10 protein-coding genes are annotated in these 12,419 nt (G+C 72.5%); 5 read left to right on the forward strand and 5 right to left on the reverse strand.

Features of this window, described 5'->3' with window-relative positions:
• Nucleotides 1-9 precede the first annotated feature (9 nt).
• Both ACFZBD_RS26505 and ACFZBD_RS26510 read right to left on the reverse strand, forming a co-directional pair.
• A complete protein-coding gene (locus tag ACFZBD_RS26505) occupies nucleotides 10-237 on the reverse strand; it encodes a ferredoxin family protein (RefSeq protein ID WP_384238753.1) in 228 nt (75 codons plus the stop codon).
• A gap of 39 nt (nucleotides 238-276) precedes the next feature.
• Nucleotides 277-1,047 (reverse strand): UTRA domain-containing protein, encoded by a 771-nt coding sequence (locus tag ACFZBD_RS26510; RefSeq protein ID WP_391144037.1) that lies wholly within the window; start codon nucleotides 1,045-1,047, stop codon nucleotides 277-279.
• 303 nt (nucleotides 1,048-1,350) lie between these two features.
• On the opposite strand from ACFZBD_RS26510, the gene ACFZBD_RS26515 reads away from it, so the two are divergent.
• Entirely contained in the window at nucleotides 1,351-2,331 is a 981-nt protein-coding gene (locus tag ACFZBD_RS26515) for a helix-turn-helix domain-containing protein (RefSeq protein ID WP_391144039.1), read from the forward strand.
• Between the two features lie 39 nt (nucleotides 2,332-2,370).
• Entirely contained in the window at nucleotides 2,371-3,258 is an 888-nt protein-coding gene (locus ACFZBD_RS26520; RefSeq protein ID WP_391144041.1) for a carbohydrate-binding protein, read from the forward strand.
• Nucleotides 3,259-3,432: 174 nt separating this feature from the next.
• Here ACFZBD_RS26520 and fahA read toward each other — a convergent pair whose 3' ends face one another.
• Nucleotides 3,433-4,659, reverse strand: coding sequence for a fumarylacetoacetase (gene fahA / locus ACFZBD_RS26525; RefSeq protein WP_391144042.1), 1,227 nt, complete (start codon nucleotides 4,657-4,659; stop codon nucleotides 3,433-3,435).
• A 285-nt stretch (nucleotides 4,660-4,944) separates the two neighbouring features.
• On the opposite strand from fahA, the gene ACFZBD_RS26530 reads away from it, so the two are divergent.
• Nucleotides 4,945-6,225 (forward strand): peptidase, encoded by a 1,281-nt coding sequence (locus ACFZBD_RS26530; protein ID WP_391144044.1) that lies wholly within the window; start codon nucleotides 4,945-4,947, stop codon nucleotides 6,223-6,225.
• A 70-nt stretch (nucleotides 6,226-6,295) separates the two neighbouring features.
• On the opposite strand, the gene ACFZBD_RS26535 is transcribed toward ACFZBD_RS26530, so the two are convergent.
• Nucleotides 6,296-8,293: a CocE/NonD family hydrolase gene (locus ACFZBD_RS26535; RefSeq protein ID WP_391144047.1), complete on the reverse strand. Its 1,998-nt coding sequence runs from the start codon at nucleotides 8,291-8,293 to the stop codon at nucleotides 6,296-6,298.
• Between the two features lie 9 nt (nucleotides 8,294-8,302).
• Nucleotides 8,303-9,808, reverse strand: coding sequence for an oligopeptide:H+ symporter (locus ACFZBD_RS26540; RefSeq protein ID WP_391144050.1), 1,506 nt, complete (start codon nucleotides 9,806-9,808; stop codon nucleotides 8,303-8,305).
• A gap of 175 nt (nucleotides 9,809-9,983) precedes the next feature.
• Between ACFZBD_RS26540 and ACFZBD_RS26545 the strand changes: the two genes are divergently transcribed.
• On the forward strand, nucleotides 9,984-10,994 hold the full coding sequence (locus ACFZBD_RS26545) for a polyprenyl synthetase family protein (protein WP_391144052.1): 1,011 nt from the start codon (nucleotides 9,984-9,986) through the stop codon (nucleotides 10,992-10,994).
• A 155-nt stretch (nucleotides 10,995-11,149) separates the two neighbouring features.
• Complete coding sequence (locus ACFZBD_RS26550; protein ID WP_391144054.1) at nucleotides 11,150-12,337, forward strand: sigma-E factor regulatory protein RseB domain-containing protein; 1,188 nt, start codon at nucleotides 11,150-11,152, stop codon at nucleotides 12,335-12,337.
• Nucleotides 12,338-12,419: the final 82 nt, after the last annotated feature.

The raw sequence follows: 12,419 nt of genomic DNA on the forward strand, positions 1-12,419 counted from the left end.
TCGGGCCTCTCAGCGGAGCAGATAGGGCATGTTGACCGTGACCGCGCCGGTGGGACACCGGGCCGCGCACGGGCCGCAGTACCAGCACTCGTCCACGTGCATGTACGCCTTGCCGCTGTCGGGGTTGATGGCGAGGGAGTCCAGCGGGCACATCTCCACGCAGAGCGTGCAGCCGTCGATGCACTTCGACTCGTCGATGGTCACGGGCACGTCGGCCCGCTGGGGCGCCAAGGGCATGGCTGTCTCCAGTGGATGGCGGGGGAGGGGGGCGAAGGGTTACGCGGACCGGTGGAGCAGGCCGCTCATCGTGATCCGGTCGCCCCGGAACCGGATGAACTCCAGGTCCACGGGGCGCCCGTCGCGCAGGTGGGTGAGCCGGTCCAGCATCAGCAGCGCCGCGCCGCGCGGTGCCTGCAGGACGGCGGCGGAGTGCGCGTCGGCGTTGACGGCCTCCAGGGTGATCTCGGCGTGGCCCAGGGGCGTGCCGGTCAGCGCTTCGATGAGGCGGAACACATCGGTGTTCTCCAGGTCGCAGCCGAGGAGTTCGGCGCCGATGTCCATCGGGACGTAGGTGAGGTCGAGGGAGAGCGGGAGGCCGCCGAGCCGGCGCAGCCGCTCGATGTAGAGGACGTCGCTGTGCTCGGGGATCCCCAGCCGCCCGGCCACCGGCGCCGGGGCGGCGACCGGTCCGACCGTACGGACCTCGTTGGTGACCGTGCCGTGCTCGTGCAGGGTCTCGGCGAGGCCCTGGAGCCGGTCGAGGCCGTGCGGGTACTTCTCGCACACCACGACCGTGCCCACGCCGGGCTGCCGCTCGACCAGGCCCTCGGCGCGGAGCAGGTCCAGGGCCTGACGGACGGTGTTGCGGGAGACCCGGTAGTCGGCGCCGATCCGGTCCTCCAGGGGCAGGACGCCGCCGGGGAAGCGGGCGGCCAGGATCTGGTGGCGCAGGAGGTCGGCGAGCTGTCGCGCCTGGTCCGCGCGCAGCCGCCGACGGCGCGCGGCGGCGACCGGGACGGTGTGCTCACGAAGGCGTTCGGCTGGCATGCGACGGACCATACCGAGGCGCCCGCGGCGGTGGTGTTGCCACAGCATTGCGCCATCTGATGCCGTAACAGCACGGCTCTGACCTGCGGTTTCCGGGGACGGTGGGCAAGATCTGCCACCTGCCGCGCCGCCGGACGGCGCTCCGTCCCACCTGGCGGACAGGAGCGGGCGCGGGCGCGTGGTTCCGTGGTCCGGCCGCGCGTGGCAGGGTGGCGGCCCGGCGAGCGGCCGCGGGCCGGGTTCCGGAGCCGGACCGCGGGGCCTTCCGCCGGACCGCCGGCGGGAGGGGAGAGGAGAACGGCGATGCGCGGGTCCACCGTCTTACCGGGCACCCCTTGCGAGGCGCCCCGGGAGGGATCGCCGCCCATGCACCGGCTGGAGGTGCCGATGCCGAACACGATGCCGTTCGCGATCGGCACCTTCGACACCATCGGGCCGATGTCCCGCGCCGACTTCCCGCACCGGCACACCTTCTACGAGATCGTCCACGTCACCGCCGGCACGGGCGCCCATGTCGTCGACCTCACCCGCGCGGAGCTGGCCCCGCCCCATCTCGGCGTGATCGCCCCCGGCCAGGTCCACCACTGGGAGCGCCTCCGGGGCCTCGACGGCACCGTCGTCCTCTTCACGGAGGACTTCCTGATCGACCACCCCGGCGACCGGGACCTGCTGCGCCGGGTCGCCGCGCGGCCCTGGGCGACGCTGGGGCAGGCGGCCCACGAGGAGACCGCGCGGATCCTCGGCGAGCTCGCGGCCGAACACCACCGCCGGGCCGACGGGTTCGACTCCGTCCTGCGGGCCCTCCTCCACGTCCTCGTCGTCCGGGCCGCCCGCGCGACGGACCCGGCGGCCGCCGGCGCGGGTGGGGACGGCGGGTCCGCCGGCGGGTCCCACCCGGCGTCCGCGGGCCGGGCCGGGGCCGTCGCGGAGGAGTTCGTCCGGCTGCTCGCCCGCGCGGAGCCCGCCCTGTGGTCGGTGGGCGACTGCGCCGGGCACCTCGGCGTCACGCCCGGCTACCTCACCGAGGCCGTCAAGGCCGCCACCGGCCGTACCGCGGGCCAGCTCCTCCGCGCGGCCCGCACCCACGAGGCCAAACGGCTGCTCGTCCGTACGGAGTTGTCGGTGCGCCAGATCGCCGACCGGACCGGGTTCGGGGATCCCGCCTACTTCTGCCGGTTCTTCCGCAGGGAGACCGGGCTCAGCCCGGGCGACTTCCGGCGCGGCGCCGATATTCACCACGACCCCCGTGTTCCGTCCATCGATCGCCCCGGGGCGCCCGCCTAGGTTCGTTGCCGATCCCCGAAGCCCCCACAAGGAGCAGAGATGGACGGCGAGACGACCCCGCACGGCGAGACGACCTCCCACGGCGAGACGACCCCGCACACCGCCCCCTCCTCCGCGCCGCGGCCGAGCCGCAAGGCGGTGCTGCGGGCGGCGCTGGCCGCCTCCGTGGCCGTGCCGGCCACCCTGATGGGCGTCCCCGCCCTGGCCCGTACCACCGTCCGGGACGGGGCGGCACCCGCGCTCACCCCCGCCTGCGACGACGGCGACGACCCGACCCCACCGCAGATGGAGGGCCCCTACTTCAAGCCGAACTCGCCGCGCCGGACCTCGCTCCTGGAGGCCGGGACGCCCGGCACCCGGCTCACCGTCACCGGATACGTCTTCGGACGGGCGTGCCTGCCCGTCCCCGGTGTCCTGCTCGACTTCTGGCAGGCCGATGTCAACGGCGCGTACGACAACACCGGATTCCGTTTCCGCGGGCACCAGTTCACCGACGCGCAGGGCGCCTTCCGGCTCACCACGATCGTCCCGGGCCTCTACCCGGGGCGCACCCGGCACCTCCACGTGAAGGTGCAGGCCCCGGGCCGTCCCGTCCTCACGACGCAGCTGTACTTCCCCGGCGAGCCGCGCAACAACACCGACGCGCTGTTCGACCCGCGGCTGCTGATGACCGTGAGGGACGCGGGAGGGGCGAAGGAGGCCGCCTTCGACGTGGTGCTCGACCTGCCCCAGGGCCCCGGCCCCGGCCCGTCCCCGACCGGCGGCCCCACCACCCCGCCCCCCGCCGGCACCTGGCGCCCGGGCACCTCCTACACGGCGGGCGACCGGGCCACCCACGGCTCCGTCGCCTACGTCTGCCTCCAGTCCCACCTCGCCCAGCCGGGCTGGGAACCGCCGTCGGTGCCGGCCCTCTGGCGCGCCGTCTGAACCGGCGCGCCCCCGGGTCCGTGCTCGGAGTGTGGAGACGCTCCTCAAGACCGCCGAGGCGCCGACGCACGGCAGAGCCCGCCGGAGCGCGGCGCCGGGAGGCCCCGGCACCCCTGATCGGGGTGCCGGGGCCTCTTCGCGCGTGCGGCGCCGGGGCGGGGCGGTACGGCGGGCTCAGGCGGAGGGCGCGATCCGTCCGGTGACCTCGCCGAGTCCGACCCGGGTGCCGTCGGGGCCGGGCGCCCAGGCGGTCAGCGTGACCTCGTCGCCGTCCTCCAGGAAGGTGCGCTTCCCGGTGCTCAGGTCGAGCGGGTCGCGGCCGTTCCAGGTCAGCTCCAGCAGCGAGCCGCGCTGTCTCACCTCGGGGCCCGAGACGGTGCCGGAGCCGTAGAGGTCACCGGTCCGCAGCGAGGCGCCGTTGACCGTCATGTGGGCGAGCTGCTGGGCGGCCGTCCAGTACATCGTCGAGAACGGCGGCTCGGAGACGACCTCGCCGTTGATCGCGACCGTGATCCGCAGGTCGAAGCCGCCGGGCTCCTCGTCGTCGGTGTCGTCGAGGTACGGCAGCAGGTCGACGTCCCGGGCCGGCGGGGCCACGCGGGCCGCGTCCAGGGCCTCCAGGGGGGTCACCCAGGCCGAGACGGACGTCGTGAACGACTTGCCGAGGAACGGGCCGAGCGGGACGTACTCCCAGGCCTGGATGTCACGGGCCGACCAGTCGTTGAGCAGCGTCAGGCCGAAGACGTGGTCCCGGAAGTCGCCCAGCGCGACCGGGGTGCCGAGCGTGGAGGGGGTGCCGACGACGAAGCCGACCTCCGCCTCGATGTCCAGCTTCACCGAGGGGCCGAAGACCGGCGCCGGGTCCGTGGGCGCCTTGCGCTGGCCGGCGGGGCGGACGACCTCGGTGCCGGAGACCACGACCGTGCCCGCCCGGCCGTGGTAGCCGATGGGCAGGTGCTTCCAGTTGGGGGTGAGCGCGTCGCCGTCGGGGCGGAAGATCCGGCCCACGTTGGTGGCGTGGTGCTCGCTCGCGTAGAAGTCGACGTAGTCCGCCACGGCGTACGGCAGGTGCAGCGTGACGGAGTCCAGCGGGTGCAGCAGCGGCTCTATGTCCGGGCGGTGCGCGGGCACGGTCACCCAGGCGGTCAGCGCGCGGCGCACGTCCCGCCAGGCGGTGCGGCCGGCGGCGAGCAGGGGGTCGAGGCTGGGGCGGGCGAGCAGGGCGGCGTAGGGCGAGCCGAGCGCCTGCGCCGCCGCCCCCGCGTCGAGGACATGCCCGCCGATGCGGACGCCGACCCTCCGCCGGTCGGGCTCGTCGGCGGTGGAGAAGACGCCGTACGGAAGGTTGTGCGGGCCGAAGGGATCGCCTTCGGCGAGGTCGAGCGGGGACTGCTCGGGCATCGGTGCTTGCCTCGCTTTCCACGGGTGTGGGGGACACGTTACGGGTCGTACCGCGCGGCGCAGATGACATGGGTCACACAGAAAGTGGGCCCCATGTGCACAACTGTCCACGTTCGAGGGCTTTATGCGTCCTGTGGGGCTCCTGTGCGCGCGAGATCCCGTGAATCCCGCTATTCCGCGCGCTTATTCGGGTCATACGATCGCTCCCGTGCCGCGCCGCGTGACGTATCCGCGGGCGCGGCCTCCCCGACTCTTGTCATCTTCTTCGACCAGAAAAGGTCCGCCTTGAAGATCCGCCGCATTCTCGCCACCGCCGTGGCCGCCGCCGTGACCACGCCGGTCGTATTCCTCTCCGCCGCTCCCGCTTTCGCGGACACGAAGCCGGCCGGGGCCCAGACGCAGGAACAGAAGCCGACGATCGAGCAGCTGAAGCTCGCGGTCGCCGCGGCGCAGAAGACGTACGACGCCGCGGTGATCGCCGCGAGCGACGCCACCAAGGCGCGTGAGGCCGCGCTGAAGGACGACACGGTGCTCGCCAAGGCCGCGGCCGAGGCGAAGAAGACCGCCGACGCCGCCGCCACCGCCAAGGCCGAGGCCGACAAGGCCGTCGTCGACGCCCAGGCCAAGGTGGACGCGGCCGTCGGCGAAACCGCCAAGGCCGAGGCCCAGAAGGTCCTGGACGAGGCGACGAAGACCGCCGAAGCCGCCGCCACCGCCAAGACCGAGGCCGACGCCAAGCTGGCCGCGGCCTCGACGGCCCGGGACGACGAGCGCGTCGGAGCGGTTCGTGCCGAGAGCGCCGCCCTGCAGGCCAAGGAAGCGGCCCACAAGGCCCTCAAGGCCGCCGAGAAGGCCCTCGCCGCCGCCGAGGACGGGGAGGGCGAGGAGCCCGGCGAGGACTGCGTCGAGGAGTCCAAGCTGACGGCCGCGCTGACCGGCCCGAAGAAGGTCGTCGCCGGGACGAGCGCCGTCTTCACGCTGAAGATCAGCAACGGCACCACGAAGTCGCTGGACGAGGTCGGTGCCTACGCCGAGGCCTTCAACATGGACTCGACGGAGGAGAAGGACTTCGACAAGCACCTGGACCTGACCTGGTCCACCACGGCCAACCCGACCTGGCAGTCCTTCGACGGCGAGACCGGCGCGATCGGCGGCGCGGTGAAGCCCGGCGGTCACGTCGACATCAAGCTGCGCCTCACCGTCGACGCGAAGTCCCCGGCCGGTGACGGCATGCTGTTCGCCGCGGGCGGCTACGAGAACAAGAACGGCTCCTGCGGCTGGTCGAAGGAGGCCGCCGACCTCGAGTTCGGCATCGTCGCCGCCTCCAAGCCCGGCACCGGCACCGGCACCGGTGGCGGCAACGGCAACACCACCGAGCAGGGCGGCACCTCCACCACCCCGGTGAACGGCGGCGGCAACGGCAACACCGCCACCAACGGCGCGCTCGCCACCACCGGTTCCGACGACGCCATGCCGCGGATCGCCCTCGCGGGCGCGGCGGCCGTCGCCCTCGGCGCCGGTGCCATGTTCGTCGTCCGCCGCCGCAAGGCCGGTGCGGACGCCTGACACGCAGCGTGAGAAAGGGCCCGCATTCCACTCCGGAATGCGGGCCCTTTCCCTTTCGTCCATCCGGACGTCATCCCGCCGTGCGCGGAATCCGCTTCTCCCACGTCCGGTGGAAGAGAACGTCGTCGCCCTCCTTGCACACCACTTCGTTCGAGGTGACGAATACCTCCGCCTCACAACTGATCTCGGAACGGCTGTCGACGGTGACGTCCCACGCCAGTTCCGGCCGGTGCAGCCGGATCGACCATTCCGAACGGGTACGCGCCGACAGCGGCCCGCTCTCCTCGATCGTGTAAGTCTCCAGCGCGTCCTCGCTGAATTCGAGGCCGTCCGGATAGACCCGCGTCCCGCCGTACCGGGGACCGACCTCCAGGCGCCACTCGCCCTTGGCCACGTCCCGCACCACCACCCGCTCCGGGCGGGGCTCCTCCAGGGTCGCCGGGAAGCTGACGCCCAGCGGCTCCGACTGCTCCGGCTCCTCCCACCGGACGGTGTCGTCCGTGTGGCGGCGGACCGGAAGGGTGAGGTGCGAGGCGGCAGGGTCGAGGGTGAAGCCCCCCGCGTCCGGCTGGGGCCAGATCCACGGCCAGTACGCCGAGGAGACCGCGAGCCGGACCCGGTGACCGGGCGGGAAGGTGTGGCCGATGCCGTTCAGCTCGACGACGAACTCCTCGCTCTCGCCGGGCCGCGCCGGCGCCACCCGGTCCCGGCCGTGGCGGGCGGAGAAGTTCAGCACCCCCCGGGTGACGAGCGTCGAGGAGCCGTCCGGGGCGATGTCGCAGAGGCGGGCGATCACCTGCCCCGTCGGCGCCGCCGGGCGCAGCGTCAGGCTCGCCCGCGGCCGGCCCAGGATCTCGATGGGCCCGCCGTCCTCCGGCACCGGGAAGTCGAAGCAGGCCGAGTGGGCGTCCTCGTCGCGCTGGTCGGGCGGCAGGTCGCCGTCGTTGCCGAAGGGGAAGAACCGCCCCGCGTCCAGGCCGGTCTGCTGGGGCGAGTCGACCACGACCGGTTCACCCTGGAAGCCGTACGTCACCGGGGCGACGTGCGGCGAGGGCCAGGCGGGGTCGGCGACCCAGCGGCCCGGCAGCTCCTCGTACACGGTGGACGGCGGGTGCGTCCCGCTGATCCACGAGCGCAGCAGCGGCTCCGCCATCACGTCGTTGTCGGCGCCCTTGAGGTGGTGGTCCCACCAGCGCAGGGTCTCCTGCAGGAAGCCGATCGCCGGGCCCGGCGGCAGACCGCGGTCCGGGTACTGGTGCGACCACGGCCCGATGATCCCGCGGACCCGGTCCGGGGCGAGGTGCTCGACCAGCCGCAGGACGGTGTCCCGGTACGGGTCGTGCCAGCCGCCCACCGCCAGGACGGCTGCCCGGATCGCGCCGTAGTCCTCGCAGACACTGCCGTGCCGCCAGTAGTCGTCCCGGGTCTGGTGGGCCAGCCAGGTGTGGATGAAGGGGTCCACGGCCTCCAGGCGCCGCAGCCACATCTCCCGCCACTCCTCGCCCACGTGCAGCGGGTCGGGCGGGCGGCAGACGAAGGCGAGCATGGTGGCCGCCCAGGCGTGCATGTCGACCGCGAGGACGGAGCCGCCCATGTAGTGGACGTCGTTGTCGTAGCGGTCGTCGGTGGAGCAGACGGTGACGACCGCCTTCAGCGGCTCGGGGGCCAGCGCGGCGATCTGGAGCGAGTTGAAGCCGCCCCAGGAGATGCCGAACATGCCGACCTTCCCCGTGCACCAGGGCTGCTCGGCGAGCCAGTTCACCACCGCCACGCCGTCGGCCAGCTCCGTCGCGTCGTACTCGTCGCCCGGCAGCCCCTCGCTGTTGCCGTGGCCGCGCACGTCGACGCGTACGGAGGCGTAGCCGTGCCCGGCGTACCAGGGGTGCCGCTGCCAGTCGCGCGGCGCGGTCCAGTCGGAGAGGCGGTACGGCAGGTACTCCAGGAGGGCCGGCACGGGCTCGTCCGTGACCGGCCGCCAGACGCGGGCGTACAGCCGCGTGCCGTCCGGAAGGGGGACGCGGACGTCCTCGCGGGTGGTCTCGTACGGAAACTCGGTGCGGATGCGCATGTCAGGTCCTCAGTGGACGGGGTGCATGGTCCGGCGCAGCCAGGGCGCCATCGCGATCACGACGAGGCCCACCGCCACCGCGACGGCGCCGTTGACGCCGAAGTACACGGGCTTGGAGACGTCGTCGTACAGCTTCACGGTCTGTGCCTGGATGCCGTTGGCGAGAGCGAGCGAGAGGAACCAGAGGGACATCGTCTGGCTGCTGAACGCCTTCGGGGCGAGCTTGCTGGTGGCGGACATCCCGGAGGTCTCCAGGAGGACGTCGCCGAGGCCGAGCAGCAGATAGGAGCCGACGATCCACCACGCCGCCATCCGGTACGTCTCGTCCGCGTGGCCCGAGGTGGGCAGCACCATCAGGAGGAACGACAGGCCGCCCAGCACCACCCCGAAGGCGATCTTGTTGGAGACGTGCGGCTGCCGGGGCCCCATCCGGACCCAGACGGCGGCCACGACGGGCGCCAGCGCCACCTCGAAGGCGCCGAGGGCGGAGGCGTACCAGCTGGCCGGGAAGTCGAAGCCGAGGATGGTGGTGCGGGCGTTGTTCGCCGCCAGCAGCATCATCGTGGAGTACGCCTGGAAGAGGATGAAGTTGAAGGCGACCGAGGCCAGGAAGAGCACGACGTACGGCCGGAGGCGGCCGCGCTCCTCGGGGGTGACCCGGGGGCTGCGGAACATCACCCAGAAGTAGACGACCGGCGCGATCACCGAGATCAGGGTCAGCAGGTCGACGAAGCGGTCCATGGTCAGCCAGCCGACCCCGGCGAGCAGGCCCCCGACGGCGGCCACGGCGACCACCCCGCCGACGATCGTCAGGACGGCCCGGCGCATGGCGTCCGGGGCGAGCGCGAATTCGGCGGAGTGCTTTCGCCCGGCCAGGTGACGGCGGCCCATCACGTACTGCACGAGACCGAAGGTCATGCCGACCGCGGCGGCGGAGAAGCCCCAGTGCCAGCCCTGGTGCTCGCCGAGCCAGCCGGTGATCAGCGGGCCGGCGAAGGCGCCGATGTTGATCGCCATGTAGTACAGGGCGAAGCCGGCGTCCCTGCGGTCGTCGTCGGTGCGGTAGAGCTTGCCGACCATGGTGGCCACATTGGGTTTGAGCAGGCCGGTTCCGGCGCTGATCAGGCCGAGTCCGACCCAGGTCATGGCGGCCGTCGGCACCGCCATGGAGTAGTGGCCGCAGGCGATCAGGACGCCGCCCCAGAGGACCGCGCGGTAGGAGCCGAGGATCCGGTCGGCGAGCCAGCCCCCGGCCACCGAGACGAGGTAGACGAGCGTGCCGTACGCGGCCGAGACGGAGGCGGCCGTGCCCGGGTCCATCCCGAGACCCTCGTTCGCCACGGAGTCGGCGAAGTAGAGGACGAGGATCGCCTGCATGCCCAGGAACGAGAAGCGCTCCCAGACCTCCAGGCCCGACAGGGTGAGCAGCCCCTTCGGCTGCCCGAAGAAGGCATGATCGTCTTCGGGCGGTGGCCGCTCGTCGTTCGTGTCGCTGTCGATCGCCGTTCCGGACAAAACGCCTTCTCCTGGTCGTATGAGGTGATCACGAACATACCGGGGGTGGCGGGCGGGCGCCCATGGTGATCGAAAGCCGACCGGATACGCTGACTTGAGCGAATCGAGCGACACATCGACAATCCGTGTGATCGTCGGCAGTATCAGCAGGCGTCATCAGACAGGAGACTCCCTCGTGACCGTCGTCGGGCCGTTCGGTCTTAGCGTGCGGGACCAGGCTCTTGAGGCCGATGTCCAGACCGGATTGGCGGCCGTGGAGGCAGGTCTCCTCGACGCCACCAAGAGCGGGATCCCCTTCATCACGGAGGCCGCGCAGCACCTCGTCCTGGCCGGCGGCAAGCGCTTCCGGCCGCTGCTGGTGATGCTCGCCGCCCAGTTCGGCGACCCGTACGCGCCCGGCGTGGTGCCCTCGGCCGTCGTCGTCGAGCTCACCCACCTGGCGACGCTGTACCACGACGACGTCATGGACGAGGCGGACGTCCGCCGGGGCGTCCCGAGCGCCAACGCGCGCTGGGACAACTCCATCGCCGTCCTCACGGGTGACTTCCTCTTCGCCCGCGCCTCGCACACCCTGGCGGACCTCGGACCCGAGGCCGTCCGCATCCAGTCCGAGGCCTTCGAACGCCTGGTCACCGGCCAGATCCTGGAGACCGCCGGACCGCAGGGCGACCGCGACCCCGTCGACCACTACCTCGACGTCCTCGGCGGCAAGACCGGCTCGCTGGTCGCCGTCTCCTGCCGCTTCGGCGCGATGATGGCCGGCGCGGACGAGAGCGTCGTCGACATCCTCACCCAGTACGGCGAACGGCTCGGCGTCGCCTTCCAGCTCGCCGACGACGTCCTCGACATCGCCTCCGACTCCCACGAGTCCGGCAAGACCCCCGGGACCGACCTGCGCGAAGGCATCCCGACCCTCCCCGTGCTGCGGCTGCGCGCCGCCGCGGCGGCGCACGGGCGCCCCGAGGACGTCGAGCTGGTCGAGCTCATCGACGGCGACCTCACCGACGACGTCCGCCACGCGGAGGCCCTCCGCCGCCTGCGCGCCCACCCGGCCCTGGAGCAGGCCCGCCGGGACACCGTGCGCTACGCCCAGGAGGCCCGGGACATGCTGGCACCGCTGCCGGAGGGGTACGCGAAGGCGGCCCTGCGGGAACTGTGCGACGCGGTGGTCCACCGCGCGGGCTAGATTCCCAGGCCGGCGCCGTGATCCACCGCGCGGGCTAGGGGTTCCCAGGGTTCTCTCATCCCGTAGCAGTACGCAAGGTTGCGCCCGGAGTCTGACGATTCCGTACCGCCGATTTGGTCAGATGGATGTCATCGACCACGGAGGTAGAGCAGACCATGGCACCGAACGACAGTACTGAGACCACCGGGCGCACGAGCCGCAAGCTGAGCCGTTACGTCGTCCCGGTCGCGGTGGCCGGCGTGGCCGCCGCGACCATAGGCCTGGTCCCGGCCCTGGCGGCCTCGGGCGACCCCGAGCTGCCGGAGATCACCGCCCAGGAGCTCGTCGAGAAGATCGCCGCCTCGGACACGCAGACCCTCTCCGGCACGTTCAAGGTCAGCACGGACCTGGGGCTGCCGTCGCTGGCCGGCTTCGCGCAGGGCCTGGGCGGCGGGTCGGGGTCCTCCTCGGCCGACCCGCAGGACAAGCTGACGGAGCTGATCTCGGGCACCCACACGCTGCGCGTCGCGGCGGACGGCCCCGACCGGCAGAAGCTGACGTTCCTGGACGGCTCGGAGGAGTACAGCCTGATCCACAACGGCGGCGACGTCTGGGCGTACGACAGCAAGTCGAACGAGGTCCTCCACGAGAAGGCGGACGGGGCCGGGAAGGCGCCGGAGGAGGAGCTCCCGGGCACCCCGAAAGAGCTCGCGGACGAGGTCCTGAAGGCGGCGGGCGACACGACGTCGATCACGGTGGGCGGGACGGCGAAGGTCGCCGGCCGGGACGCGTACCAGCTGGTGATCAAGCCGAAGCAGAGCGGTTCGACGGTCGACTCGGTGAAGATCGCGGTGGACGCGAAGACCGGGACGCCGCTGAAGTTCACGCTGGCGTCGGTGCAGGGCGGCAAGCCGGTCCTCGACGCGGGCTTCACGAAGGTCGACTTCGGCAAGCCGGCGGCCTCGACGTTCGACTTCGAGGTGCCCAAGGGCGCGAAGGTGACCGAGGGCCTGGACGGGGCGGAGCACGGCAAGTCGCCCGAGGACCTGGAGAAGGAGTTCGGCGGCCTCGAGGGCCTCTTCGGCGGCAAGGGCGCGGGCGCCGAGGGCCCGAACGTCATCGGCGAGGGCTGGACCTCGATCGCCACGTTCGACACCGGGGCCGCGGCCCCGAAGACGGACGAGGCCCCGGCGGAGTTCCAGGGCTTCCTGGACGCGCTCGGGGACAAGGTCACCGGCAAGTTCGGCTCCGGCACCGTCTTCAAGACGAAGCTGGTGAACGCGCTGATGACGGACGACGGCAAGGTCTACGTCGGCGCCGTGACGCAGCAGGCGCTGGTGGACGCGGCCGACGCCGCGAAGTAGGGCCGGAGGGGACCCCGGGCGGGTCGGGGGCGATGGTCACCGACCCACCCGGGAGTTCGCACGCGTACGCGCCGCTGCGTCC

The sequence above is a fragment of the Streptomyces sp. NPDC008121 genome, from assembly GCF_042957155.1.
Classification (GTDB): domain Bacteria; phylum Actinomycetota; class Actinomycetes; order Streptomycetales; family Streptomycetaceae; genus Streptomyces.

Excerpts from the sequence above, each read along its gene's own strand:
- ACFZBD_RS26505 (WP_384238753.1), bottom strand. The coding sequence starts at position 237 with ATGCCCTTGGCGCCCCAGCGGGCCGACGTGCCCGTGACCATCGACGAG.
- ACFZBD_RS26510 (WP_391144037.1), bottom strand. The coding sequence starts at position 1,047 with ATGCCAGCCGAACGCCTTCGTGAGCACACCGTCCCGGTCGCCGCCGCG.
- ACFZBD_RS26515 (WP_391144039.1), top strand. The coding sequence starts at position 1,351 with ATGCGCGGGTCCACCGTCTTACCGGGCACCCCTTGCGAGGCGCCCCGG.
- ACFZBD_RS26520 (WP_391144041.1), top strand. The coding sequence starts at position 2,371 with ATGGACGGCGAGACGACCCCGCACGGCGAGACGACCTCCCACGGCGAG.
- fahA (WP_391144042.1), bottom strand. The coding sequence starts at position 4,659 with ATGCCCGAGCAGTCCCCGCTCGACCTCGCCGAAGGCGATCCCTTCGGC.
- ACFZBD_RS26535 (WP_391144047.1), bottom strand. The coding sequence starts at position 8,293 with ATGCGCATCCGCACCGAGTTTCCGTACGAGACCACCCGCGAGGACGTC.
- ACFZBD_RS26550 (WP_391144054.1), top strand. The coding sequence starts at position 11,150 with ATGGCACCGAACGACAGTACTGAGACCACCGGGCGCACGAGCCGCAAG.